Below are 26,185 nucleotides of genomic sequence, written 5' to 3' on the forward strand. Positions count from 1 at the left end.
TTCGATCATGAAAGTCGCATTTATCGGGCTGGGCAACATGGGCGCGCCGATGGCGCGCAACCTGATCAAGGCTGGCCACTCGCTGAACCTGGTCGACCTGAACAAAACCGTGCTGGCGGAACTGGAACAACTGGGCGGCACCATCCGCGCTTCGGCGCGCGAGGCGGCGGAAGATGCCGAACTGGTGATCACCATGCTCCCGGCCGCTGTGCATGTGCGCAGTGTCTGGCTGGGTGAGGAGGGCGTGCTCGCCGGCATTCGCCAAGGCGTACCGGCGGTTGATTGCAGCACCATCGATCCGCAGACCGCCCGCGACGTCGCAGCGGCCGCCGCCAAACACGGCGTGGCCATGGCCGATGCGCCGGTCTCCGGCGGCACGGGCGGTGCGACGGCCGGCACATTGACCTTCATGGTCGGCGCCACCCCGGAACTGTTCGCCACCCTGCAACCGGTGCTGGCGCAGATGGGCCGCAACATCGTGCATTGCGGTGAAGTCGGCACTGGCCAGATCGCCAAGATCTGCAACAACCTGCTGCTGGCGATCTCGATGGTCGGCGTCAGTGAAGCGATGGCTTTGGGCGATGCGCTGGGGATCGACACCGGCGTGCTGGCCGGCATCATCAACAGCTCGACCGGCCGCTGCTGGAGTTCGGAGATGTACAACCCGTGGCCGGGCATCGTCGAAACGGCGCCGGCCTCGCGAGGTTATACCGGCGGTTTCGGCGCGGAGCTGATGCTCAAGGATCTCGGGCTGGCGACGGAAGCGGCGCGGCAAGCGCACCAACCGGTGGTGCTCGGCGCGGTGGCGCAGCAGTTGTATCAGGCGATGAGCCAGCGCGGTGACGGTGGGAAGGATTTCTCGGCGATCATCAACAGCTATCGCAAACCGCAGTAACTGTTCAAAAAACTGAGGTGAAAGGGTTTTTTGTGGCGAGGGAGCTTGCTCCCGCTGGTCTGCGCAGCAGACCTGAACACGGCAGATGAGGTTCTTCAGAAAAACCGCATTTGCTGAAGTTACGTCTGCTGCGCAGCCGAGCGGGAGCAAGCTCCCTCGCCACAGGGGATTTCCCGGCTTTTTTGTGCAGGAAGAAAAGATCGCAGCCTTCGGCAGCACCTACATGGGAATGCGTTTCTGTAGGAGCTGCCGAAGGCTGCGATCTTTTGCTTTGTCAGGCGAAGACGAAATACTTGCGCACGGTTTCGACCACTTCCCACGTGCCTTTCATGCCCGGCTCAACCACGAAGATATCGCCGGCGCGCAGGTGAATCGGCGCCATGCCGTCCGGGGTGATCACGCAGTAGCCTTCCTGGAAATGGCAGTATTCCCACTTCACATAATCGACGCGCCACTTGCCCGGCGTGCAGATCCAGGTGCCCATGATCTTGCTGCCGTCTTCGCTGGTGTAGGCGTTGAGGTTGACGGTGTGCGGGTCGCCTTCGAGTTTTTCCCACTTGCAGGCATCGAGTACTGGCAGCGGGTGAGTGTCGCGCAGAACGGTGATAGGGGCGGTCGCGGTCATGAGGGACTCCGGGCAAGTGGACTTGAGAATTGAAGTCGCACCCTATAGCGCCCGGTCGTCGCTCGGTTGTCTGGGGTCGACATCGGAGTGCTCAGAAACGCGCGCAGCGGTGAGCGCTTGTAACAATGCCTGGGCATAACCCGGTAGCGCGGCGAAGTCTCTCGCGCAAAGCAATAACGTGCGGCGCGCCCACGGTTCATTGAGCGCCACACATTTGAAGCGTTCGACCGTCGAGCGTTCGACAGCGGCCAACGGCACGATGGCCAGTCCGGCGCCTCGGGCGACCATGCGCATCGCCCCGTCGAAGCCATCGGCGCGAATGCGCACCTGCATCCGTGCGCCGCTGTGCAGCGCCTGTTCTTCCAGATAGATCGCCAGTGCGCTGTCGGTACTCAGTCCGACAAAGTCATGCTGCAACGCGTCGCTGAAACTGACCTCGGCGGCGTCAGACAACGGGTGGTCAAGCGGCAGAATCAGCACCAGCGGATCGTCGCGAAACGCCTGGGTCTGTAGGCCGTTAATGTCGACCGCGTCGGACACAATCCCCAGATCCGCTGCGCCTTCACGCAAGGCATGGGTGATCCGCGCGCTCGGCAGTTCCTGTAGATCGATGTCGAGATTGGGATGGCTGCGCAGAAAATCCGCGAGCACTTCCGGCAGGTATTCGGTGATCGCCGTGGTGTTGCACAACAGCCGCACCTGGCCTTTGACGCCTTGTGCGTATTCAGCGAGTTCCTGTTGCAGACGTTCGGTCTGTTGCAAAAGAATGCGCGCGTGGCGGGCGAGGGCTTTGCCAGCGGGCGTCGGGGTGACGCCACGCCGACCGCGTTCGAGGAATTCGGCGCCCAGCGAGGCTTCCATCGCGCGGATTCGAGCGCTGGCGGCGGCGAGGGATAAATGACTGCGCAGGGCCCCGGCGGTGATGTTGCCGGTGTCGAGGATATGCAGGTAGAGGCGCAGGTCGGTGAGGTCGAAGTGCATGGGTTCGCCTGTGGTTTTTGTGGTGTCTGGGCTGGCCCTTTCGCGAGCAGGCTCGCTCCCACAGGGACTCATGTACACCGCAGATCCCGTGTGGGAGCGAGCCTGCTCGCGAAGAGTCCAGATGCTTCGAAGTCGATTCCAGCCTCTTGCAAAGGAAGAGGCAGCCTCAGTATATGGCAGATTTTCACCCGCTCCGGATCAGCGCACATTACCCCAATGCACATGCTAACCGACTTCTACCAAACCCTCGGCCTGACCCTTTCGCTGCTGGTCGTTGCCACCTTCATCCTCGCCGGCATGGTCAAAGGCGTCATCGGCCTCGGCCTGCCCACCGTTGCCATGGGCCTGCTCGGTCTGGCTATGGCGCCAGCGCAGGCAGCCGCGCTGTTGATCATCCCCGCGACCCTGACCAACCTCTGGCAACTGGCCTTCGGCGGGCATCTGCAAGGATTGATCAAACGCCTCTGGCCTATGCTGCTGATGATCTTCCTCGGCACCGGCGTCGGCACCCTCGGGATCGGCATGTCCAGCGGACATTGGGTGGTGCGCGGACTTGGCGCGGCGCTGTTGCTGTATGCGTTGAGCGGACTGTTTCTACCGACGCTGCACGTCAACCCGCGTCATGAACGCTGGCTCGGCCCGCTGTGTGGCCTGATCACCGGCGTCATCACCTCCGCCACCGGCGTCTTCGTGATTCCGGCGGTGCCGTATCTGCAGGCCCTGGGGCTGAGCCGCGATGAGCTGGTGCAGGCGCTCGGTCTGTCCTTCACTGTTTCGACCTTGGCGCTGGCGCTTGGGCTGCTCTGGCACGGCGCACTTGGCGGTGGCGAATTGAGCGCGTCGCTGCTGGCGCTGATCCCGGCCATGCTCGGCATGTGGCTTGGCCAATGGCTGCGTCAGCGTATCAGTGCGGCGCTGTTCAAGCGGGTGTTCTTTATCGGACTGGGCGCGCTCGGCGCCCACTTGCTGGTCAGCGGCTAGCCGACGATTCGCTGAGCATGTCGATCGGGCGGATATCGAAATCGCGTTCCAGGTACTCCATGCGTTTGGCGAAAAACTCTTTCATGTGCGGCAACGCTGAGTGCACATCCAGATGCGCCTGGCTTGCCCAGATCTCGTAGAAGATAAACAGCGTCGGATCCTGCTTGTCGCGCAGCATGTGGTACTCGATGCAGCCCGGTTCGGCGCGGCTCGGCTCGACATAGGCGCGAAACAGCGCTTCGAACTCGGCGGCTTTTTCCGGGCGGGTCTTGGCGTGCAGGATGAAACCCTGTCGTTCACTCATCACAACTTCCTCGGATGCAGAAAGCGCCGAATCTTACGGCAACAATAGGTTATTGATTCGTGCGTTTTGATCAAATGTATTTTGCGTCGATGTGGCTGTTTCCGCGCGAGGTCGATGGTTAATCTGCCGCCATTCCATTTAATGTTGCCACCAGCCCCAAGGGCTGCGCCGAGGTTTTCCGATGAAAAAAGTCCTGTTGCTCAATGGCGGTAAAAAATTCGCCCACTCCGATGGCCGCTACAACACCACCCTGCACGAAACTGCGCTGAGCGTGCTCGATCGCGGCGGTGTCGACGTCAAGACCACCTTCATTGATGAGGGCTACGACGTTGCTGAAGAAGTGGCGAAATTCCTTTGGGCCGACGTGATCATTTATCAGATGCCGGGCTGGTGGATGGGCGCGCCGTGGACGGTGAAAAAGTACATCGACGAAGTTTTCACCGAAGGCCACGGCAGCCTCTACGCCAGCGACGGCCGCACCCGTTCCGATGCCTCGCAGAAGTACGGCAGTGGTGGTCTGATTCAGGGCAAGCAATACATGCTGTCGCTGACCTGGAACGCGCCGCAGCAAGCCTTCGATGATCCGACGGATTTCTTCGAAGCCAAAGGCGTGGACGCGGTGTACTTCCCGTTCCACAAGGCCAACGAATTCCTTGGCATGACCGCATTGCCGACCTTCCTCTGCGTCGACGTGATGAAGCGTCCGAACATCGAGAATGATGTGGTGCGTTATGAGCAGCATCTGACTGAGGTGTTTGGCCTCAAGGCTTGAGGCTTTCAGGCTAATATCGGGGTCACAGCAAAAGATCGCAGCCTTCGGCAGCTCCTACAGAGGGCATGGCGCCTGGCTGCGATCGGCGATTCCAGCGAGGACACCCGTGAAAGCCAGATCCGATGAGTTGCAGATTTTCGTCTGCGTGATCGAATGCGGTTCGATTTCCGCCGCCGCCGAGCAGGTCGGGCAGACGCCGTCGGCCGTCAGTCGCACGCTGTCGAAGCTCGAAGCCAAACTCGACACCACGCTGATCAACCGCACCACGCGGCGCATGGATCTGACCGAGGAGGGCAAATATTTCTTCGAACAGGCCAAGCTGATTCTCGATCAGATGGACCAACTCGAAGAACGCCTGTCCTCGCGCCAGCAAACCCCGTCCGGACGCCTGCGCATCAACGCCGCCTCGCCGTTCATGCTCCACGCCATCGTTCCCTACATCGACGAATTCCGGCAGTTGTATCCAGACATTCAGCTCGAACTCAACAGCAATGACCTGATCATTGACCTGCTGGAACAAAGCACCGACGTCGCCATCCGCATCGGCACCCTCGCCGATTCAACGCTGCATGCGCGTTCGCTCGGCTGCAGTCCGTTATTGATTGTCGCCAGCCCGGCCTACCTGAAAAAGCACGGCGCGCCCCGGCAAGTCGCAGACTTGAGTGAGCACACGCTGCTCGGCTTCACCCAGAACGAAGGCCTCAACCAATGGCCGCTGCGCTATGTGCATGGCGATCGCTGGCCGATCACCCCGGCGATCAGCGCCTCCAGCGGCGAGACCGTGCGTCATTTGGTGCTGGAAGGGCAGGGCATCGCTTGTCTGTCGCACTTCATGACCATCGACGATATTCGCGCTGGACGCCTGAAAGTCCTGCTCGGCGAATTCAACAGCGGCTACCGCCAGCCGATCAATGCGGTGTACTACCGCAACTCGCAACTGGCGTTGCGTATCCAGTGCTTCCTCGACTTCATCCAGGGCAAACTCGCCGCCTACGCCAGCGCCGAATTCAAGGGCTGATTCGTGATCCCTGCGCAAGAGTGAATTGGCCTGTGGCGGGTTTTTCGCTGGGGTTCATCGGCCGATACTCGTTGCATCACTTATTCACGCAGGGGGTTTCTCCATGAATGTTTTCGTTACCGGCGCGGCCGGTTTTATTGGTGGTTCCATCGCCACCGGCCTAGTGCAGACCGGGCACAAAGTTACTGGTCTGGTGCGTAGTGCCGAGCAGGCGGATGAGCTGAAAGCATTGGGCATGCATGCGGTGATTGGCACCCTTGATGACAGCCAGTTGCTGGCGGAACAGGCGCGTGCTGCCGATGCGGTAATCAACGCCGCCAGCAGCGATCATCGCGGCGCGGTTGAAGCGTTGCTCGACGCTTTGCGCGGTTCCAATAAAGTTTTTCTGCACACCAGCGGTTCAAGCATTGTCGGCGATGCTTCCGGCGGCAAATCCAGCGACGTCATTTACTACGAAGACAATCTGCCGGAACCGACCGTCGATAAAGCCGATCGCGTGGCCATCGACAACCTGGTGCTCGCGGCGGCGAAGGATGGCGTGAATTCGGCGGTGATCTGCAACACGCTGATCTACGGCCACAGCCTGGGCGTAAAACGCGACAGCGTGCAATTGCCGCGACTGCTGAAACAGGCGCGCAAGAGCGGCATCGTGCGCCACGTCGGGACAGGGCAGAACATCTGGTCCAACGTGCACATCGAAGACGTCGTCGCCCTGTATCTGCTGGCGCTGACCAGGAATGTGCCGGGCACGTTCTACTTCGTTGAAAGCGGTGAAGCGTCGTTCATCGACATGACCACCGCCATGGCCGAAGCCCTCAACCTGGGCAAGCCGCAAGACTGGCCACTGCAGGACGCCGAAGCCGAATGGGGCTACGAAATGGCCAACTACGGCCTCGGCTCCAACAGCCGCGTACGCGGCAAACACGCCCGCGAACTGCTGGGCTGGACGCCGAAGCGCACCTCGGTGGTCGAATGGATTCGTAACGAAATGGTGTGAGTCCAGTGCACACCGAGTGAAGCCATTCGCGAGCAGGCTCGCTCCCACAGGTTTATCGCGATGTAGCTGGAGGAATGCGATCCAAACTGTGGGAGCGAGCCTGCTCGCGAATGCGGTGGGTCAGTCAGCAGAGATGTTGGATGTGAAGCCGTCTTCGCGAGCAGGCTCGCTCCCACAGGTTTATCGCGATGTAGCTGGAAGAATGCGATCAAAACTGTGGGAGCGAGCCTGCTCGCGAAGGCGGTGGGTCAGTCAGCAGAGATGTTGGATGTGAAGCCGTCTTCGCGAGCAAGCTCGCTCCACAGGTTTATCGCGATGTAGCTGGAAGAATGCGATCAAAACTGTGGGAGCGAGCCTGCTCGCGAATGCGGTGGGTCAGTCAGCAGAGATGTTGGATGTGAAGCCGTCTTCGCGAGCAGGCTCGCTCCCACAGGGTATGCGTCGATCTGAAATGCCATGAAAATCCCGCCGCGCAATTTTCATTAATCACGACACGCCATACCCATCAGCGACACACCTTATCTCTCCACGAAAATTACTTTCATGCGGTTTGAAATCTCGATCTCGAAATGATTTATGAGTTTCACAACCCATTCGAACGTGACCCTTTCGAGGAGTACCGCATGACGCCTTCCTTCGGCTATTGGCTGCTGGTCTACGCCGCCGTGGCCATCATTGCGCTGATCGTGTTGATCGCCCGTTACCGGCTCAATCCGTTTATTGTCATCACCCTGATTTCCCTGGGCCTGGCGCTGGTGGCCGGGATGCCGCCGTCGGCGGTGGTCGGTGCGTATGAGGCTGGCGTCGGCAAGACGCTGGGGCATATTGCGCTGGTGGTGGCGTTGGGGACGATGCTCGGCAAGATGATGGCCGAGTCCGGTGGGGCCGAGCAGATGGCGCGGACGCTGATCGAGCGATTCGGCGAGAAGAACGCGCACTGGGCGATGGTCTGCATTGCGTTCCTGGTCGGCTTACCGCTGTTCTTCGAGGTCGGTTTCGTCTTGCTGGTGCCGATCGCCTTCACCGTGGCGCGCCGCGTTGGCGTGTCGATTCTGATGGTCGGTCTGCCGATGGTTGCCGGGCTCTCGGTGGTGCATGCGCTGGTGCCACCGCACCCGGCGGCGATGCTCGCGGTGCAGGCCTATCAGGCCTCGGTCGGGCAGACCTTGCTGTACGCCATCGCGATCGGCATTCCGACCGCGATCATCGCCGGCCCGCTGTACGCCAAGTTCATCGTGCCGCGCATTCAATTGCCGGCGGACAACCCGCTGGAAAAGCAATTTCTCGAGCGCGAACCGCGCGACAAACTGCCGGGTTTCGGCATCACCATGGCGACCATTCTGCTGCCGGTGGTGCTGATGCTGATCGGCGGCTGGGCCAACCTGATATCCATACCCGGCAGCGCGTTCAACCAGTTTCTGCTGTTCATCGGCAACTCGGTGATCGCGCTGCTGCTGGCGACTTTGCTGAGCTTCTGGACGCTGGGCATTGCTCAGGGCTTCAACCGCGAATCGATCCTCAAGTTCACCAACGAATGCCTCGCGCCCACCGCCAGCATCACCTTGCTGGTCGGCGCTGGCGGTGGCTTGAACCGGATTCTGGTGGATGCCGGTGTGACCGATCAGATCGTCGGCCTCGCTCACGAATTTCACCTGTCGCCGTTGATCATGGGCTGGTTGTTCGCAGCGCTGATGCGCGTTGCCACCGGTTCTGCAACCGTGGCGATGACCACCGCATCAGGCGTGGTCGCGCCGGTGGCCATCGGTCTGGGTTACCCCCACCCTGAGCTTTTAGTGCTAGCGACTGGCGCCGGCTCGGTTATCTTTTCCCACGTCAACGACGGCGGCTTCTGGTTGATCAAGGAATACTTCAACATGACGGTCGCGCAGACGTTCAAGACCTGGACCGTGCTTGAGACGTTGATTTCGCTGGTCGCTTTCGCGCTGACCGTCGGCCTTTCCTACTTGCTGTAACCGGAGCCCGCCGCCCATGGACATCCTCTACCAGATCCGCGCCCGCCAGGATTCCTTCAGCGCCGGCGAGGGTCGCATCGCCCGGCTGATGCTCGACGATGTCGGGTATGCCGCGAGCGCCAGCCTCGAAGACCTCGCGCAACGCGCCGAAGTCAGCACCGCCACGCTGTCGCGGTTTGCCCGCACGGTTGGCTGCCGCGACCTGCGTGACCTGCGCCTGCAACTGGCCCAGGCCAGCGGCGTCGGCAGCCGTTTTCTCGACCCGGCGGGCACGCCCGAGCAATCGGCGTTCTACGGGCAGATCGTCGGCGATATCGAAACCACGCTGCGCCAGCATCTGGCCGGTTTCGACGAATCGCGTTTTGCCGACGCAGTGAAATTGCTCAGCCAGGCGCGGATGATTCACGCGTTCGGCATGGGCGGTTGCTCGACTTTGTGCAGCGATGAATTGCAGGTGCGACTGGTGCGGCTCGGCTACCCGATTGCGGTGTGTCATGACGCGGTGATGATGCGCGTCACCGCCGCCAGCCTCAACGCTGAACAGGTGCTGATCGTCTGCTCGCTGACCGGCATCACCCCGGAGCTTTTGGAAACCGTGGAGCTGGCGCGAAACTACGGCGCGCGCATTCTCGCCATCACTCGCGGCGATTCACCGCTGGCGGAACTGGCCGACGTCGTGCTGCCGCTGCAAGGCGCGGAAACCTCGTTCATCTACAAACCGACGGCGGCGCGCTACGGCATGCTGCTGGCCATCGACGTGCTCGCCACCGAGCTGGCGCTGGCCAGCCCTGAAGACAATCAAGAACGTCTGCGGCGAATCAAACTCGCCCTCGACGAATACCGTGGCGGCGACGATCACCTGCCGCTGGGAGACTGACATGCAGTACGACACCCTGATCCGCAATGCCCTGGTCATCGACGGCAGCAACACGCCGGGCTACCGCGCAGACGTGGCGATTCTCAATGGTCGCATCGAGCGTATCGGCGATCTGCCTGACGCCCGCGCCACGGAAGAAATCGACGCCGCCGGCCGGGTGCTGGCGCCGGGTTTCATTGACGTGCACACCCACGACGACACCGTGGTCATCCGCCAGCCCGAGATGCTGCCCAAGCTCAGCCAGGGCGTGACCACGGTGATTGTTGGCAACTGCGGGATCAGCGCTTCGCCAGTGAGTTTGAAGGGCAATCCGCCGGATCCGATGAACCTGCTCGGCACTGCCGCAGCGTTTGTTTATCCACGTTTCAGCGACTATCGCGCCGCCGTCGAAGCGGCCAACCCCACGTTGAACGTCGCCGCACTGGTTGGCCACACCGCACTGCGCAGCAATCACCTCGACGACTTGTTCCGCACTGCAACGCCCGGCGAAATCACTGCCATGCGCGAGCAGTTGCGCGACAGCCTCGAGGCTGGCGCGTTGGGTTTATCCACAGGTCTGGCCTACGCCAGCGCCTTCAACGCCTCGACCGATGAAGTCATGCAGCTGACCGAAGAACTGACGGCGTTCGGCGCGGTGTACACCACCCATTTGCGCAGCGAATTCGCCCCGGTCTTGGAGGCGATGGATGAAGCATTTCAGATCGGCCGCCACGCGCAGTCACCGGTGATCATTTCCCACCTCAAATGCGCCGGCGTCGGCAACTGGGGACGCAGTCCGCAATTGCTCGCAGCGCTGGAAGAGGCAGCGAAAACTCACCCGGTCGGCTGCGATTGCTACCCGTACGCAGCGAGCTCTTCGACGCTGGATTTGAAGCAGGTTACCGACGCCCACCGCATCACCATCACCTGGTCGACACCGCACCCGGAAGTCAGCGGGCGCGACCTGATCGACATTGCTGGCGAATGGAAGCTGTCGCTGGAAGAAACCGCGAAACGTCTGCAACCGGCCGGCGCGGTGTACTACGGCATGGATGAGGCCGACGTCAGAAGAATCCTCGCCCATCCGCTGTCGATGGTCGGTTCTGACGGACTGCCGGAAGACCCGTTCCCGCATCCGCGCCTGTGGGGCGCTTTCCCACGGGTGCTCGGCCATTTCAGTCGCGATGTCGGCCTGTTTCCGCTGCACACCGCCGTACACAAGATGACCGGCCTGTCGGCGGCGCGTTTTGGCTTGCAGGAACGCGGCGAGATTCGTGAAGGACACTGGGCGGATCTGGTGTTGTTCGATCCGCAAACCGTGCGGGATGTGGCCGATTTCAATGATCCGCAACGGGCCGCGCAGGGGATTGACGGGGTTTGGGTCAACGGCGTGTTGAGCTATTGCGACGGGCAGGCGAATGGGGCGAGGGCAGGGCGGTTTTTACCGAGAGACGGGAGTTTGCGCGAAGGGTTTCGTTGATTCGAATGACGCCAAAAGATCGCAGCCTTCGGCAGCTCCTACAGGTGTACGCCCGGCTGCGATGTTTTGATTTTATGCGGTGATGGCACTATGAGATTAAAGAAAGCCATCAACAAGCCGATTTGCTGACATCCTCCCCGTCTACACTGTGGGGCCAATCAGTCAGGGAGCACCCCATGAGCTTCGGCAAAACCACCCCGATCCTGCGGATCTTCGATGAGGCCAAGGCTGTCGAGTTCTACGTCGATTTTCTCGGTTTCAAGATCGACTGGCAGCATCGCTTCGAAGCGAATTATCCGCTGTATCTGCAGGTGTCGCGCGGTGAGTGTGTGCTGCATTTGTCCGAGCATCACGGCGATGCGTGCCCGGGTTCGGCGTTGCGTATCGAGACCGATGAACTGGAAGTGTTTCAGCAGCAACTGATGGCCAAGGACTATAAGTTTTCCCATCCGCAGATTCAGGCGATGCCTTGGGGGAGTCAGGACATGACCATTGCCGATCCGTTTGGTAATCGGTTGGTGTTTACCAATGCGATCAGTCTTTGAGCTTGGCGCCCAAGATCAACAGCCCCTCACCCTAGCCCTCTCCCGGGGGGAGAGGGGACCGACCGAGTTGACCGTGCTTCAAACGTCGACCTGAACGACCGTGTCGAATATGGATTCACAGCGATCATTTCAGGTCGGCGTATTTCGTGAGCATCGCACGGTCGGCCCCCTCTCCCTCTGGGAGAGGGCTGGGGTGAGGGCAACCCCTGACACCCCACCAAAACCAGCCCACACCAAATCCCCCAAAAATCCTCAATCAGTCGGCACCAACCGATCCAGCACGCGATTCACCGCCATCTCCGCGACCATCACAATCTGCGCGATGCCCTGCAAAGTCTTGCGCTGCGAGCCGTTCACCAGCCCCGCCTGATCGTTGAGCATCACCGTCGCCGACCCCAGGGTTTCGCAGGCATCGGCCAGCAGCGATTCGTTGTCGGCGTCGGGATTGGCCATGTACAGCGTGTTGGGTTTGTAGGGCGGGGCCATGAATTCGGCGCTGGATGGGCCGAGGTAATGATCGAGGGCGCGGTCGGCGGCTTCGTGGAATTTCTTCGAGTCGGGGGATTCGTAGGGCGATGCGGGGTCAGTGGTTGGCGGGTTTGGGGTTACTTTGAACATATCCAGATCCTCATTTTGGCTGGCCACCGCTTTCCTACTAAAGAAAGTGGAGGCAGCTGTGCGCAGGTTAGTAGACCGGGGATCTGGGAAACCGGCGCGCCCGAGGGCGCCCTGCGCACAACCACCATTAAGTTCAGGCGAGACCTGACTGTCTGATGAGCTATGCACCCCAAATACTCCGGGCTACTAAACCCGATCACTGATGGGCAGTGACGCAATCACAGTAGCGATGAGGTCTGGGGCGCACAAGCCGGCGGATTCTGGCGCAGGCGTAGGCAGCGGCGCAAGGAATTGTGGGTGGTTTCGCGGAATGCCTGGCGGTTTTAAACAGTTGTGCCAAGACGTGTTTAATCGGTGTGGCGAATGACGCCTTCGCGAGCAGGCTCGCTCCCACAGGTGGGCGGCGGTGAGTTCGGAAATGCAGGCAACCGAGAACTACTGTGGGAGCGAGCCTGCTCGCGAAGAAGCCATCAGCATCACCGCCGATTCCGCAGCCGAAACTCCCCCGGCGGTATCCCGCGCCAGCTCTTGAACGTGCGATGAAACGAACGCGGTTCTGTAAAGCCCAGATACTGCGCAATGTCCTGAATCGGCAACGTGCTGTTGAGCAAATAGTGCTCCGCCAGTTCCTGACGCAGCTCATCGAGAATCTGCTGATACGACGTCCCGGCCTGCTGCAACTGCCGCTGCAATGTGCGCACCGACACGCTGAGCTGTTCCGCCACTTGCTCCTTGCGCGGCAAGCCCTCCTTGAGCAAACCGCGCAGAATGTTCTTCACCTGCTGCGCCAGCGACGCCTCTTCCAGCGTCGCCAGCAAACCCATCGCATGTTCTTCCAGGGCTCGCAGCAATTGCGCATCGGCCTGGCGCAGCGGCAACTGCAAATACGCCAGCGGCACCACCAGCGCCGAATACGCCTGACCGAACAGCACCGGGCAACCGAAAAACGCTTCGTACTGGGTCTGCGTCACCTCATCCGGCCGCGCATGCTCCAGCCACACGCTGGCCGGCGACAGCTGCGTGTCGGCGATCCAGCGCGCGTAGTGCAGCCACGAACCGAGCACGTTTTCCACCAGATGTCGGCGAATCCGTGGCCGCTGGTAGCGGCAGGTCCAGATCAGATGCACGTGCTCGCCCTGCACCTCGGCGCGGCTGACGCCCATATCACCGACGAGTTTTTCGAACGGCATGATCCGGCTCATCGCATCGCCCAACGTGGCGCAATTCATGGTGATGTAACCAAGCACGCTCCATGAATTGGGCAGGACGAAATTTGCCGCGTGCAGCCCGAACAAGCCATCGCCCGAGTGCTCGCAGAAATAGTCCAGCAAGCGCTCGTGAACCTCACCCGGCAGGCGCAAGGTGTTGTCGCTCAACTGCTGCGCCTGCAACCCGGCCGCCGCCAACGCAGGCTCGATGGCCATGCCCAACTGTTCGGCATGGCGCAGGTATTTGAGCAGCGGCGGAACGGAAGTGAAGCCGAGCGATGGCATGGTCGCGGTCCTTTGATCGACGGCGCGTGAGCGAATGAATGCCGCAAGGTAAGTGGATTGCCCGACGAAAGTAAATGCCCGGACGTTTGGCGCCATTCGCTACAGGATCTGGCCGGATGTGACCGTGACAGTTTCCCAGCGCTGACTAGTATGCAAGCTTGATCCGACGGCAAAAAAAGGACACACGCATGCGACGCTGGAACGGCTGGGGAGAGGCGGGCACGGTGGTCGAACTGCCGGCCCAGGGCGCGACATTTCTCGACGAACGCTTGGGCGCTGGCCGGGCATTGCCCGATGCGACGTTGGCGGCGGCGTTGGCGCAAGTGCCGACCTCGCGCTTGGTGCCACACCGCTTGTACAGCGTCGATACTCACGATCGCCTGCTGCACGCGCGCGGCCAGAGTCTGGCGGACTGGCTGGCGTTGCGCGAAGGCGCATTGGGGACTTATCCCGATGCCGTGGCGTTTCCGGAAACCGCCGAGCAGATCCGCCAATTGCTCGCGCTCGCCCATGATCAGGATTTGTGCCTGATCCCCTATGGCGGCGGCACGTCAGTGGCCGGACACATCAATCCGCCGACATCCGCGCGCCCGGTGCTGACGGTGTCGCTGGCGCGGATGAATCGCCTGACCGACCTCGACGAACAAAGCCTGTTGGCGACGTTCGGCCCTGGCGCCAGCGGGCCGCAAGTGGAAAGCCAATTGCGCGCGCGCGGCTACACGCTGGGGCATTTTCCGCAGTCGTGGGAACTGTCGACGCTGGGCGGTTGGGTGGCCAGTCGTTCCAGCGGCCAGCAGTCGTTGCGCTATGGGCGGATCGAGCAATTGTTTGCCGGCGGCACCCTGGAAACCTTCGCCGGGCCTTTGCAGATTCCGACATTCCCGGCGTCGGCGGCCGGACCGGATCTGCGTGAAATGGTGCTCGGTTGCGAAGGCCGTTTCGGGATCATTTCCGAGGTCAAGGTGCGGGTCAGTGCGTTGCCCGCAGACGAACGTTTTTACGGCGTGTTTCTGCCCGACTGGCCGCAGGCGCTGCAAGCGATCCGGCAACTGGCGCAGGCGCGCGTGCCGCTGTCGATGCTGCGCCTGTCCAACGCGGTGGAAACCGAAACGCAACTGGCGCTGGCCGGCCATCCGCAGCAGATCGCCTGGCTGGAAAAGTACCTCAAGCTGCGCGGCGCCGGCGACGGCAAATGCCTGCTGACCTTCGGCGTGACCGGCAATCGCCAGCAAAACGCACTGTCGTTGAAACAGGCGCGCGCGCATCTGAAAGCCTTCGGTGGCGTGTTTACCGGCACTCTGCTGGGCAAGAAGTGGGCGCAGAACCGCTTCCGCTTTCCCTACCTGCGCGAGAACCTGTGGAACGCCGGTTACGTGGTCGACACCCTCGAAACCGCCACCGACTGGAGCAACGTCAACCACTTGCTCAGCCTCATCGAAAACAGCCTGCGCGACGCCTTGGCCGCCGAGGGCGAACGCGTGCATGTCTTCACCCATCTCTCGCACGTCTACGGCGAGGGCTCAAGCATCTACACCACCTATGTGTTTCGCCCGGCGGCGGACTATGCCGCGACGCTGGCGCGCTGGCGGGCGCTCAAACATGCCGCCAGCCAGATCATCGTCGACCACCACGGCACCATCAGCCATCAGCATGGCGTCGGCAAGGATCACGCGCCCTATCTGCTACGGGAAAAAGGCCCGCTGGCGATGCAGACGTTGCAGGCGCTGAGCGAACATTTCGACCCGGAAGGGCGCCTCAATCCCGGCACGCTGTTGCCAGAGTCGCGGCCATGACGGCGGAATGGAACGCGCGATGGCGCGAGCAGATGCTGCCGACGCTGGCGGATCAAACCTGGGACCTGATCGTCATCGGCGGCGGCATCAGCGGCGCCGGAATTGTCCGCGAAGCCGCGCGCCGGGGCTGGCGCTGTCTGCTGCTGGAGCAGCGGGATTTTGCCTGGGGCACCTCCAGCCGATCATCGAAAATGGTCCACGGCGGTTTGCGTTACATCGCCAAGGGCCAGTGGCGCCTGACCCGCGATTCCGTGCGCGAGCGCCAGCGCCTGCTCGACGAAGCGCCGGGGCTGGTCGAGCCGATGAGTTTCATGATGCCGCACTATCGCGGCGGCTTTCCTGGGCCGCGCGTCATGGGCGGATTGCTCTCGGTGTACGACGCGCTGGCGGGGCGGCGCAACCATGGTTTTCATGACGCGCAGCAACTGCGGTTTCTCGCCCCTGGAGTGAAGGAACACGGTTTGCTTGGCGGCAGCTGTTTTGTCGATGCGTTGACCGATGATGCGCGGCTGGTGATGCGCGTACTGCGCGAGGCCCGAGCTGACGGCGCGGTGATAATCAATGCTGTGCGGGTCACGCAACTGCTTCGTGAAGGCGGGCGCGTGTGCGGGGTTCAGGTTGAGGATTGCGAGGGCGGCACGACGCTGCAACTGCGCTCCTCTGTGCTGGCCGTGGCCACGGGTGCATGGGCTGAGCGCTTGCGTCCCGCTGAAGCTGTCAAACAATTACGACCGTTGCGCGGTAGTCATCTGTTGCTGCCGGGCTGGCGCTTGCCGGTGGCGCAGGCGTTCACTTTTTTGCATGCGCGCGATCGGCGTCCGGTGTTTGTTTTTCCCTGGGAAGGCGCGACGGTGGTCGGCACCACGGACCTCGATCACCGCGACGATCTCCACTTGAGCGCACGCATTTCCAGCGAAGAACTCGACTACCTGCTCGCCGCGTGCCAGCAGCAATTTCCCGGCGCCGAAGTAGGCGTCGACCATGTGCTGTCGACCTGGTCAGGCGTGCGTCCAGTGGTCGGAAGCGCGGCGGGTGCGCATCAGCACAAACCGTCCAACGAAACCCGCGAACATGTGCTGTGGCAGGAGCCCGGTTGCGTGACTTTGGCCGGCGGCAAACTGACCACGTTTCGCCCGCAGGCGATCGAAGTGCTCAAGGCTTGTGCGGCGATGCTTGGGCGATCCTTCGTTGACGACGGCGCGCCTGTGTTTGCCGCTGTGCCGCCACTGAGTATTCCAGGATTTAGCGGACATCAATGGCGGCGCCTGGTCGGGCGTCACGGTCGAGACCTGCCGAGGCTGGCGCAATTGCTCGCTGAACTCGGTCTGGAAACGGTTGGCGCCACCGATACCTTGTGGGCAGAACTGGCGTTCGCCTGCGAGGCGGAAATGATTCTGCATCTGGATGATTTGCTCCTGCGTCGCACCCGTTTGGGCCTGTTGCTGCCGCGCGGTGGCGAGGATTATTTTCCGGCGATCCGCACGCTGTGCCAGCCACGATTGGCCTGGGATGATGAGCGCTGGCTAGCGGAAATCCAGCGCTACCGCTTGCTGTGGCTACGCGATCACGGCTTGCCGGAGATCACGCCATGAAATACCTATTAGCGATCGACAACGGCACCCAGAGCGTGCGCGCATTGCTCTTCGATCTGCAGGGCAATCTGCTCGGCAAAGGCAAAGTCGACTTGCAGGCGTACTACTCGACGCAACCCGGTTGGGCCGAGCAGGATCCGGAATATTACTGGGCGAAACTTGGCGAGGCCTGCCAGCAACTCTGGCAGCAGACCGGTATCGACCGTGCGCAGATTGCCGGGGTGTCCCTGACCACTCAGCGCGGCACCGTAATTAACGTCGATGCCGACGGCAAACCGCTGCGCCCTGCGATTGTCTGGCTCGATCAACGTCAGGCTGAGGTCGAGGGCGGCATCAAAGGGCCGTGGGGCTGGCTGTTCAAATTGGTCGGCGCCAAGGCAACGGTGAATTATTTTCGCGCCCAGGCCGAGGCCAACTGGATCGCCCGGCATCAGCCCGAAGTGTGGGCTGCGACCGAAAAATATTTACTGCTTTCAGGCTTCCTAACCCATCGCTTGTGCGGGCGCTTCGTTGATTCGGTCGGGTGCTGCGTCGGCTATCTGCCCTTCGACTTCAAACGACTGAAATGGGCGGCCCCGCGTGACTGGAAATGGCAGGCGCTGGCGGTGCGCCCGGAGCAGTTGCCGACCCTGCACAAACCCGGAGAAATCCTCGGCTACATCAGCGCGGAAGCCGCCCGCCACACCGGCATTCCCGAAGGCATGCCGCTGATCGCGGCGGGCGCGGACAAGGCCTGCGAAGTGATCGGCTCCGGCGTGGTCGATGCGAGCACCGTGTGCCTGTCCTACGGCACCACCGCGACCATCACCAGCACGCGCTCACGCTACCTGGAAATCGTCCCGCTGATCCCGCCGTATCCCTCGGCCGTGCCCGATCAGTACAACTGCGAAGTGATGATCTATCGCGGCTACTGGATGGTCAGCTGGTTCAAGAATCAGTTCGGCCTGCGCGAGATGCAACAGGCGAAAGCCCAGGGCATCGAACCGGAGCAACTGTTCGACGCACTGGTCGACGAAGTGCCGCCGGGCTCGATGGGCCTGATGCTGCAACCCTACTGGTCACCGGGCATCTGCGAACCGGGCGTGGAGGCCAAAGGCGCGATGATCGGCTTCGGCGACGTGCACACCCGCGCGCATATTTACCGCGCGATTCTCGAAGGCCTGGCCTACGCGCTACGCCAGGGCATGGAGAACATTGAGCGACGCTCTAAAGTCTCGATCAAACGCCTGCGCGTCGCCGGCGGCGGCTCACAAAGCGACGCCGCCATGCAACTGACTGCCAACATCTTCGGCCTGCCGGCAGAGCGTCCGCATGTGTATGAAGCGTCCGGGTTGGGGGCGGCGATTTGCTGTGCGGTGGGGTTGGGATTGCACAGGGATTTTCCATCGGCCATTGCGGCGATGACCCGGGTTGGAGCGGTCTTCAATCCACAACCCGAGGCGCAGGAGATTTACCAGCAACTGTACAAAGACGTCTACCTGCGCATGTACCGGCAGCTCAAACCGCTGTATCAAAGCATCCGCAAAATCACCGGATATCCCGTGTAGGAGTGAGCCTGCTCGCGATAGCGGAGTGTCAGTCAGCCTACCTGTTACTGACCCACCGCTATCGCGAGCAGGCTCACTCCTACAAGGGCACCCCGGTGTACTTGAGATGGCACTGCCGGTCGGCGGCCCTGACTCCAATCAGACCTGAATATGCTAGTCTGCAATCAATGATTTCATTGATTGCAGGAGGACGACATGGCTAGCATCACTATTCGAAACCTTGACGAGACGCTCAAGGAGCAGCTGCGCATTACCGCTGCACACAATGGACATTCCATGGAAGAAGAAGCTCGGCTGATTCTGGGCCGAGCGCTCACCAAGGTTGATCGTGCCGGAGGGCTCGGCAGTCGGATTCACCAGCGTTTCAGCGCCGAGGGCGGAGTCGACCTCGATCTGCCTGCGCGTGCAGAGAAACCGGTCGGTGTGGACTTCTCTGAATGATAGTGCTCGATACCAATGTTCTATCCGAATTCATGCGCATCGAACCCGAGGCTCAAGTGCTGGCCTGGGTGGATGCGCAACCGGCCATGGACCTGGCCATCAGCGCGATCACTGTGGCGGAGATACTGCACGGCATCGCTCGATTACCTTCCGGCAAGCGCAAACAAAAACTCCAGGCCCACGCGTTGGCAATGTTCGAAGAGGATTTTGCCGGGCGGATTTTGCCATTCGATGCGCACGCGGCCGTCGAGTACGCGACGCTGGTAGCCGATGCAGAGGCGAAGGGGCGGGGGATTGCAATGGCCGATGCGCAAATCGCAGCGATCTGCCGAGGTCGTGGAGCCGCGATTGCTACGCGCAATGTCCGGGATTTCGAGTTTTCCGGGATTGAAGTGATCAATCCGTGGCAGGTCTGAAAATTTGCTCTGTCATTTAAACCGCTTTCGCGGGCAAGCCCGCTCCCACAGGGATTTTCGGTGTGTTCAAAATCCAGCGAGCCACACAAATCCAAATGTGGGAGCGAGCCTGCTCGCGAAGGCGGAGTGTCAGACAACGGTGATTTGATTGACCCGACGCCTTCGCGAGCAGGCTCGCTCCCACAGAGATTTTCGTGGTGTTCAAAATCCGGTGAGTCACGCAAATCCAAAATGTGGGAGCGAGCCTGCTCGCGAATGCGAAGTGTCAGGCACTGTTGATTTGGCTGACCCACCGCTTTCGCGAGCAGGCTCGCTCCCACAGGGATTCTGATGTGCGCTCAAAATCCGGTGAGTCACACAAATCCAAATGTGGGAGCGAGCCTGCTCGCGAAGGCGGAGTGTCAGACAACGGTGATTTGATTGACCCACCGCCATCGCGAGCAGGTTCACTCCTACACGGTTCCGAGGTGTTCACAGATTTTGTGTTCGACCTGGGACCTGTAGGAGTGAGCCTGCTCGCGATTTGGTTTCAGCTACAGCGCAAAACCAAAATCAAACGCGGAAGTGGCTAACCATCTGCTGCAACTGACCACCCAACCGCGCCAGCTCAACACTCGACGCTGCCGTCTCATCACTCGCTGCGGCGGTCTGCTCGGACACGTCGCGTACGTTGATGATGCTGCGGCTGATCTCTTCAGCCACTGCACTTTGCTGTTCAGCCGCCGCAGCGATCTGCTGGTTCATCGACTGGATGTTCGACACCGTGCGGGTGATGTTTTCCAGCGAGACACCGGCCTTGCGCGTCAGGGCGACGCTGCTGTCGGTCAGCGCGCGGCTGTTGTTCATCACCGCCGAAACCTGCTGGGTGCCGTTTTGCAGACCGGCGACCAGACCTTCGATTTCCTCGGTGGATTTCTGCGTGCGCTGAGCCAAACCGCGCACCTCATCCGCAACCACGGCAAACCCACGCCCGGCTTCACCGGCACGCGCGGCTTCGATCGCTGCGTTGAGGGCGAGCAGGTTGGTCTGTTCGGCGACTGCCTTGATCACGTCCATGACGCTGCCGATCTTGTCGCTTTCCTGTTGCAGCACGCTCATCGCTTCGGTCGAACGCACCACTTCGCTGGCCAGACGCTCGATCTGCGCGATGGCCTCATTCACAACCTTGTCACCTTCACGGGCTTCGCCATCCGCAGCAGCGGCAGCTTGCGACGCTTCCTCGGCATTGCGCGCAACTTCCTGCACCGTGGCAGTCATTTCGTGCATGGCGGTGGCGACCTGATCGGTCTCGATTTTCTGGCTGTTCACGCCGGCGCTGGTCTGCTCGGTCACGGCCGAAAGTTCTTCAGCGGCGCTGGCAATCTGCGTGACGCCGTCGCGGATGCCACTGATCAAATCACGCAGGGTCACGCCCATGCGTGCGATGCCTTGCTGCAATACGCCGAGTTCGTCGCGGCGGGTGACGGTGACGTTCTGGGTCAGGTCGCCGCTGGCGATGCGCTCGACCACGGCCAGGGTTTCGCGCAATGGACGGGTGATCTGACGGGTGATGATCACCGCCGCAATCACGCCAACCAACAGCGCAAGCAAGGTGCTGATCAGCTGGAAGGTGCGCGCCTGGGCGCTTTCAGCGTCACGGCGATCAAGCTGGATTTGGTACAACTGCTCGCTCAGGGCGACGATGGTGGTGCCCTGATCGGTCATTTCCTTACGCGCCTGCACGGCATCGGTGTTGGCGTTCTTGTACGCCATCAACGCGCTGCGATAGCTGGTCAGCGCGGTTTCCAATTGGCGCAGGGCATCCTGCTGAGTCGCGGCAAATTGCGCGTTCAACGGTTTGAGGCTGGCGATGGCCGCGTCGATCTGGCCGACGGCTTTCTGCTCGGTCTCGGCATTGCTGGTCGCGGTGTAACCACGCACTTCATAGCGCGCGAGAATGAACGCTTCCTTGGCCGCAGTAACAGCCTGGAATTGCTCGAAACGCTGATCGCTCAACTCCATCTGCTGCACGCGCTGGCTGATCGATTCGATCAGGTTGTACGCGGTCTGAGCGTTGACGCTCATGGTGTCGCGGGCGCTGTTGCCGGTGCGATAGGCGTTGCGCATTTTGTTCAGCGAGGTCTGGTACTCAGCAATGGTCGCCGCCTGCTGCTTGAGCAGCGCGACGTTCTCCGGGCTCTTGAATTTGCTGATCAGCGCCTGCTGCTGCGCGGCGAAACTTTCCAGGGTGGTCTGCACATTCTGCGCGGCGGTTTCGTCGCCGTTGGTCAGCATGTACTGCAGGCGCACCACACGCAGTTTGGTCAGACCGGCGTTGAGCTGGGTGATGTCGCTCATCCAGTTGCTGCGGTCGATCAGGCCGCCGAGGCTGGTCCAGCCGGTCAACGCCAGAATGCAGGTCAGGGCCAGCACCAGGCCGAAGCCCAGGCCGAGTTTCATGTTCACGCTGATGTTACCGAACCAGCTATTCATGCAAATCCTCCAGAAACATTGGGTTTCTTGGTCGTCAGTTAAGCTGGAAGATTGTTGTTCTTTTGAGCCAGCAGGGGTGTTAGCAGGTCTGTATCGGCCGCAAACCCGAGAGCTGAAAGGATTTTTGTCTGACAGGTTTCGTGCAACTCAACCCAGGCGCCGCGACCACCGCTGATCCGGCGCCTCGAACCCCGGATTGACCAGCGCCGTCAGCACATGATCCTGCCAACGCCCGGCAATGTTCAGATACGCCTTCGCATACCCCTCACGCTCAAAACCCAAACGCTCAAGCAAACGCGCACTGCGCTCATTGCCCGGAATGTAATTGGCCATGATCCGATGCAGATTCTGCACATCGAACATATAACCAATCCCCGCCTCCAGCCCCTCCTGCATCAAACCCTGCCCCTGATGCGCCTCATCGATGTGATAACCCAAATAACACGCCTGAAACGCCCCACGAATAATCCCGCTGAAATTGCACGCCCCGATCATCTGCTGACCGTCCGCCGACAGCAGCGCGAAATGCATCGCCAGGCCTGCTTCGAAGGCACTGGCCTGGATCTCCAGACGACGGCGGATGTTGGCGGTGGAGAAGTAGTCGGTGGTGCGGATGGGCGACCAGCGCGCCAGGTGCCGCTGGTTGCGCTGGTAGAACGCGCTTTCAAGCTCGGCCTGATCGGGGGAGAGGATCGCCAGTGTCAGGCGCGGGCAGGGCAGGGATAACAGCGGCATCGAGCGCTCCTTGGCGAGGGATCTGCAGGCAGAGTCGCGCATATGGTGGGGAGCGGCAAGGTGTGCTGGATGGCAGACGAAAAAAAGCCCGCTAGGAGCGCGGGCGAACCGTAGTTTCTTGAATGAGCGGGGGGATTTTATCGGTTCGCGGGGCGGGGTGCGGTGAAGAAAAATTCATGTCGAAACAGGCGCATCAATTTCTCGCCATGCTTTCTGACGGGCCGCTACCCATAAACCGCTAACGGCTTCAATACCTGCAAAACCAAGCGATGATTCTCAGAACATCTTTGCTCACAAAATCGCGCATGGCGAAATTTTGATACTAGACGTCGAGTTGGCGGGAGCGACGACAGACTGGCGGCGATTATTGTTTTCGCACAAGTGCAGGAAACAAAAATCATGCTGCCGTTGATTGAAAGAACAGACAGTCACGTTCATTTTTTTACTTCGCAAGACCTGCGCCGAGTGTCCGCTGCGCTGCCCTATGCATTACCTGAGCCGCACTCGCTGACGGCTTATCTGGATACCTTGGTGGCTGCCGGTATTGCTCCGACGCTGATCAATAACGTCCATCTCAGTATTCTGCCGGACTCGGAAAACGTATTTGCCTCGTTTGACGAACTCAAGAATCTTCAGGCAGTCGACCCTCAGCGCTACGGCGGCGTGAGATTGGTTGGGACGCTCAAGGCAGACCCGGCTTACGCCACCAAAGAACGGCTCTCGCACCCACAGGTGATTGGCGCCCGCATCGTTTTGCACGATGCACGGCCGGAAAGCGTTTCTCCTACCCAGTTCGGCGATGAGCAATGGCTGGCGTTTTATCAATGCCTGCAACCGCATCAACATCTGCACATTTACGCGAAAGAAGCCGAGACGAATTTGCGCGTACTGCGCCAGATCCCTCGCGATGTGCGGGTCGTCATCGATCACCTTGGCACTTGCCACCCCGAGCGGGGCATCACCGAGCCTGCCTGGATCGCGCTGCTTGCCGAAGCCAGCGTACGCGGCAACGTGTGCTTCAAGGGGCCCGGCTATCGAACCAGCAGCCGTCCCGAAGAAACCGCTCGTTTCGTGACGCAAATCGTCCGCGCAGTCGGCGCAGACAAGATCCTGCTGGAAGCCACCGATGCCCCTCATGTCGGAACAGACAACGAGGGGATGAAGTATTCCGAGCGGCTCAATCCGACCGAGGCATTCAACTTTGTTGATGCCGTTGCACTGCATGTTTCCCAAGCGACCCGAATTCCTGTTGGCCAACTTCTGCGAGGAGCGTCTGGCCAGTTGGCAAGTTGATCTACGCCCACACCTCTCACTTCGAGATCACTCAGAAATGACGAACATTACAACAAGAGACATCAACTTCAGCGTCAACTACGGCGATGAAACCCTCAGCCTAAAAGGCACGGTTTTTCAGCCGGAACACCACGACGCTGAATCGCAAAAACTGCCACCGGTGATTTTCAACTCCGGCTTCACTGGCGGAGTCACGATGTATGGCCAACTGTTCGGTCGCGCCCTGGCGGCACTTGGTTATCGGGTCATGACGTACGACGTGGCAGGCTTCTTTTCCAACAAGCACATCCGTAACACCATCGAGTCCGGCGATAAAGTCATCACCAACGTCATTCTCGAAGACCAGAAAGATGAAGTGCTGGGGGCCATTGCGTGGGCACGGGAAAATTTCGGTGAAATGCCGGTGGTCGCCTCGTGGGCGATGGGTTCGGTGGCAAGCCTTGGAGCGGTGGCTGAACTCGCCGCGGTCGGCGCTGAACAGATCCGCTTCTGGGTGCCGATGAGCTACACCAACATCCGCAAATTGCAGGCCTTGCGCGCGGATCCGGCGGCAGCGGACGCGGCCATCGCGCAACTCGCCGATGACGCGCCGATCCCGCCGTTCGACACCGGCACCGATGAGACCCGACTCGGCTACTACCCGCTGGATCCGGAAACCCAGGCCTACGTCGACCAGCAACTGGGCGGCTACACCGAAGCGGGCGGCGCGGACCGTTGGCCGGGCTGCACCCACGTGACGGCGAAATCCTACAAGTCCTATGTGCAATATGACCCGGAGCAATCCATCGAAGGTGCAAAAGGCTTCCCGCCCGCGCTGATCATTCACGGCGCTGACAACACTTTGCACATGCCGTCGGAGTCCGTGCGCCTGCATAAGAACTATCCGGGCGATGCCGGCCCGCACGCGTTGATCATTTCGAAGATGCAACATGGTCAGCAGAATCAGGCCGACCACCCGGTGTTCAAATCGATGATCCAGAGCATCGACGAAGCCATCCGCGCACGGGCCTGATCCGCTCGCCATTCTCCTGCGGGACCTCGGATATCGAGGTCTCTCAGCGATTCCCCAGCCTCGCGGGGCTTGTCCTGTCTGGCTGAATGCGTGCCCACCCCCTAACATGCGGGTCGAAAGCCGTTCGCTCGAACGGCTGGCCCCATGAAAGGATCCGGCGATGACAGCCCCCATCGATTCAGCGACGTCTGTGAATAACTGTACGAGCAAGCGAATCGGGCTGCTCATTCTCCCGCAGTTCTCCATGATGGCGCTGGCGGGTGCCAGTGAGCCGCTGCGTGCGGCCAATCGGCTGTCTGGCAAAACGCTTTATGAGTGGACCCTGCTGACTGAAACGGGCGGACCGGTCAGCTCCAGCAGCGGCATCGAAATCCACACCGTGCCGGTTGATCAGGCGCCGGAACTGGATCGCGTGTTTGTTCTGGCGAGCCTGGACATCGAGCATCAGAAACCACCGAAAATCCTGCGGTTCCTCCAGCGTGCCGCTTCGCGCGGGATCACCGTAGGCGCACTGAGCACCGGCACGTTCATCCTCGCCCGCGCCGGTTTATTGGAAGGCAAGCGCTGTACCTTGCACTGGGAATCCATCGGCCAGTTTTCCGAAGAATTCCCGACGATCGAAGTCACCCGAGAGCTCTACGTCAACCATGACAACCGCTGGACCTGTGCCGGAGGTACGGCGGCGATTGACCTGATGCTGGCGCAGATCGCGCTCGATTTCGGTAACCAGCTCGCGGCGAGTATCGCCGAGCAATTTCTGCACGCGCGGATACGTGCGCCGGAAGAGCATCAGCGAATGTCGATCCAGTGGCGCTTCGGCATTCACGATCGCCGGCTGACCGCCGCCATCGCGTTCATGGAAAACAATCTGGAGAACATCGTCGGCATCGAAGAAATTGCCGACCGCTGCAACCTGTCCCATCGGCAACTCGAGCGTCTGTGGCACCAGCACTTCGGCATGACGCCGAAAAAGTTCTATCTGGAGCTGCGCTTGAACGAAGCACGGCGGTTACTGCGCGAGAGTACCCAGCCCATTGCGTCGATTGCCTACAGCTGCGGGTTCGTTTCGGCATCACATCTGGGCGCTGCTTACCGTCGTGTCTGGGGCTGTACGCCCGGAGAAGAACGGCGGAAATTTGATGATGCTCACTCCTGATTCCTTTACACGGAACATCCACCGTAAAACCTGCGGACCACTCACTCCGCTAAATCCCATAGCTAGCTAATGACTCGGCCCGCCAAGCGAAGAGCTCCGGCGAGCCTTTTCATTTGACGACCGCGCCTACAACTATCTGCCATCACTGCAAAACACTGCACTTCATGCGAGCTGGTTGCGTCACGTCGAT

Annotated in this window: 24 protein-coding genes and 1 pseudogene; 17 read left to right on the plus strand and 8 right to left on the minus strand. The window is 60.8% G+C overall.

The genetic code is table 11. From position 1 onward, the window contains the following. Window positions 1-7: 7 nt before the first annotated feature. On the plus strand, window positions 8-895 hold the full coding sequence (mmsB, locus tag GXB78_RS13625) for a 3-hydroxyisobutyrate dehydrogenase (RefSeq protein WP_329515756.1): 888 nt from the start codon (window positions 8-10) through the stop codon (window positions 893-895). A gap of 274 nt (window positions 896-1,169) precedes the next feature. Here the strand turns inward: mmsB and GXB78_RS13630 are convergent, their stop codons facing one another. Then, window positions 1,170-1,520 (minus strand): cupin domain-containing protein, encoded by a 351-nt coding sequence (locus GXB78_RS13630; RefSeq protein ID WP_016770579.1) that lies wholly within the window; start codon window positions 1,518-1,520, stop codon window positions 1,170-1,172. A 42-nt stretch (window positions 1,521-1,562) separates the two neighbouring features. Beyond that, a complete protein-coding gene (locus GXB78_RS13635; RefSeq protein ID WP_329515757.1) occupies window positions 1,563-2,501 on the minus strand; it encodes a LysR family transcriptional regulator in 939 nt (312 codons plus the stop codon). A gap of 216 nt (window positions 2,502-2,717) precedes the next feature. Between GXB78_RS13635 and GXB78_RS13640 the strand changes: the two genes are divergently transcribed. After that, window positions 2,718-3,482 carry a sulfite exporter TauE/SafE family protein gene (locus tag GXB78_RS13640; RefSeq protein WP_329515758.1) on the plus strand — a complete coding sequence of 255 codons (765 nt, stop codon included), beginning with the start codon at window positions 2,718-2,720 and terminating at the stop codon, window positions 3,480-3,482. Here GXB78_RS13640 and GXB78_RS13645 read toward each other — a convergent pair. Beyond that, window positions 3,472-3,786 (minus strand): putative quinol monooxygenase, encoded by a 315-nt coding sequence (locus GXB78_RS13645; protein WP_329515759.1) that lies wholly within the window; start codon window positions 3,784-3,786, stop codon window positions 3,472-3,474. The genes GXB78_RS13640 and GXB78_RS13645 overlap by 11 nt on opposite strands. Window positions 3,787-3,967: 181 nt before the next feature. Between GXB78_RS13645 and GXB78_RS13650 the strand changes: the two genes are divergently transcribed. The 7 genes from GXB78_RS13650 (at window position 3,968) to GXB78_RS13680 (ending at window position 11,427) form a co-directional block, all read left to right on the plus strand. Beyond that, on the plus strand, window positions 3,968-4,558 hold the full coding sequence (locus GXB78_RS13650; RefSeq protein ID WP_042608814.1) for an NAD(P)H-dependent oxidoreductase: 591 nt from the start codon (window positions 3,968-3,970) through the stop codon (window positions 4,556-4,558). A gap of 106 nt (window positions 4,559-4,664) precedes the next feature. Continuing rightward, window positions 4,665-5,576 carry a LysR family transcriptional regulator gene (locus tag GXB78_RS13655; protein WP_329515760.1) on the plus strand — a complete coding sequence of 304 codons (912 nt, stop codon included), beginning with the start codon at window positions 4,665-4,667 and terminating at the stop codon, window positions 5,574-5,576. Between the two features lie 103 nt (window positions 5,577-5,679). Next, window positions 5,680-6,573 (plus strand): NAD-dependent epimerase/dehydratase family protein, encoded by an 894-nt coding sequence (locus GXB78_RS13660; RefSeq protein ID WP_329515761.1) that lies wholly within the window; start codon window positions 5,680-5,682, stop codon window positions 6,571-6,573. Between the two features lie 623 nt (window positions 6,574-7,196). After that, entirely contained in the window at window positions 7,197-8,546 is a 1,350-nt protein-coding gene (locus GXB78_RS13665) for a GntP family permease (protein WP_329515762.1), read from the plus strand. A 16-nt stretch (window positions 8,547-8,562) separates the two neighbouring features. Then, a complete protein-coding gene (locus GXB78_RS13670; RefSeq protein WP_329515763.1) occupies window positions 8,563-9,423 on the plus strand; it encodes a MurR/RpiR family transcriptional regulator in 861 nt (286 codons plus the stop codon). Window position 9,424: 1 nt separating this feature from the next. Next, on the plus strand, window positions 9,425-10,882 hold the full coding sequence (locus GXB78_RS13675) for an N-acyl-D-amino-acid deacylase family protein (protein ID WP_329515764.1): 1,458 nt from the start codon (window positions 9,425-9,427) through the stop codon (window positions 10,880-10,882). A gap of 176 nt (window positions 10,883-11,058) precedes the next feature. Further along, entirely contained in the window at window positions 11,059-11,427 is a 369-nt protein-coding gene (locus GXB78_RS13680; protein WP_065615707.1) for a glyoxalase superfamily protein, read from the plus strand. Window positions 11,428-11,679: 252 nt separating this feature from the next. On the opposite strand, the gene GXB78_RS13685 is transcribed toward GXB78_RS13680, so the two are convergent. Next, complete coding sequence (locus tag GXB78_RS13685) at window positions 11,680-12,045, minus strand: DUF6124 family protein (protein WP_253498857.1); 366 nt, start codon at window positions 12,043-12,045, stop codon at window positions 11,680-11,682. A gap of 476 nt (window positions 12,046-12,521) precedes the next feature. Further along, window positions 12,522-13,538: an AraC family transcriptional regulator GliR gene (gene gliR, locus GXB78_RS13690; RefSeq protein WP_329515765.1), complete on the minus strand. Its 1,017-nt coding sequence runs from the start codon at window positions 13,536-13,538 to the stop codon at window positions 12,522-12,524. Window positions 13,539-13,726: 188 nt separating this feature from the next. Between gliR and GXB78_RS13695 the strand changes: the two genes are divergently transcribed. From GXB78_RS13695 to GXB78_RS13715, 5 genes are all read left to right on the plus strand, one after another. After that, window positions 13,727-15,331, plus strand: a complete 1,605-nt coding sequence (locus GXB78_RS13695) for an FAD-binding oxidoreductase (protein ID WP_329515766.1) — start codon at window positions 13,727-13,729, stop codon at window positions 15,329-15,331. After that, window positions 15,328-16,923 (plus strand): glycerol-3-phosphate dehydrogenase/oxidase, encoded by a 1,596-nt coding sequence (locus GXB78_RS13700; protein ID WP_329515767.1) that lies wholly within the window; start codon window positions 15,328-15,330, stop codon window positions 16,921-16,923. Before GXB78_RS13695 ends, GXB78_RS13700 begins: the two co-directional genes overlap by 4 nt. Further along, a complete protein-coding gene (locus GXB78_RS13705) occupies window positions 16,920-18,470 on the plus strand; it encodes an FGGY-family carbohydrate kinase (RefSeq protein ID WP_329515768.1) in 1,551 nt (516 codons plus the stop codon). The genes GXB78_RS13700 and GXB78_RS13705 overlap by 4 nt, the downstream gene beginning before the upstream one ends. 195 nt (window positions 18,471-18,665) lie before the next feature. Beyond that, window positions 18,666-18,911: a FitA-like ribbon-helix-helix domain-containing protein gene (locus GXB78_RS13710; protein ID WP_329515769.1), complete on the plus strand. Its 246-nt coding sequence runs from the start codon at window positions 18,666-18,668 to the stop codon at window positions 18,909-18,911. Continuing rightward, window positions 18,908-19,327 (plus strand): type II toxin-antitoxin system VapC family toxin, encoded by a 420-nt coding sequence (locus GXB78_RS13715; RefSeq protein WP_329515770.1) that lies wholly within the window; start codon window positions 18,908-18,910, stop codon window positions 19,325-19,327. The genes GXB78_RS13710 and GXB78_RS13715 overlap by 4 nt, the downstream gene beginning before the upstream one ends. A gap of 552 nt (window positions 19,328-19,879) precedes the next feature. Here the strand turns inward: GXB78_RS13715 and GXB78_RS28170 are convergent. From GXB78_RS28170 to GXB78_RS13725, 3 genes and pseudogenes are all read right to left on the minus strand, one after another. After that, window positions 19,880-20,743 (minus strand): methyl-accepting chemotaxis protein, encoded by an 864-nt coding sequence (locus GXB78_RS28170; protein WP_408005131.1) that lies wholly within the window; start codon window positions 20,741-20,743, stop codon window positions 19,880-19,882. Then, window positions 20,738-21,799, minus strand: a pseudogene (locus GXB78_RS28175) (methyl-accepting chemotaxis protein); the annotation flags it as partial. The gene GXB78_RS28170 and the pseudogene GXB78_RS28175, both read right to left, overlap by 6 nt. 147 nt (window positions 21,800-21,946) lie before the next feature. Beyond that, window positions 21,947-22,534 carry a GNAT family N-acetyltransferase gene (locus tag GXB78_RS13725; protein ID WP_310050552.1) on the minus strand — a complete coding sequence of 196 codons (588 nt, stop codon included), beginning with the start codon at window positions 22,532-22,534 and terminating at the stop codon, window positions 21,947-21,949. Window positions 22,535-22,933: 399 nt separating this feature from the next. Between GXB78_RS13725 and GXB78_RS13730 the strand changes: the two genes are divergently transcribed. The 3 genes from GXB78_RS13730 (at window position 22,934) to GXB78_RS13740 (ending at window position 25,995) form a co-directional block, all read left to right on the plus strand. After that, window positions 22,934-23,827: an amidohydrolase family protein gene (locus GXB78_RS13730; protein WP_329515772.1), complete on the plus strand. Its 894-nt coding sequence runs from the start codon at window positions 22,934-22,936 to the stop codon at window positions 23,825-23,827. A 37-nt stretch (window positions 23,828-23,864) separates the two neighbouring features. Continuing rightward, window positions 23,865-24,839, plus strand: coding sequence for an alpha/beta hydrolase (locus GXB78_RS13735; RefSeq protein WP_329515773.1), 975 nt, complete (start codon window positions 23,865-23,867; stop codon window positions 24,837-24,839). 160 nt (window positions 24,840-24,999) lie between these two features. Continuing rightward, entirely contained in the window at window positions 25,000-25,995 is a 996-nt protein-coding gene (locus tag GXB78_RS13740; RefSeq protein ID WP_329515774.1) for a GlxA family transcriptional regulator, read from the plus strand. Window positions 25,996-26,185: the final 190 nt, after the last annotated feature.

Origin of the sequence: Pseudomonas moraviensis subsp. stanleyae (assembly GCF_036283065.1) — a bacterium.
In the GTDB taxonomy this organism is placed as follows: Bacteria; Pseudomonadota; Gammaproteobacteria; order Pseudomonadales; family Pseudomonadaceae; genus Aquipseudomonas; species Aquipseudomonas stanleyae.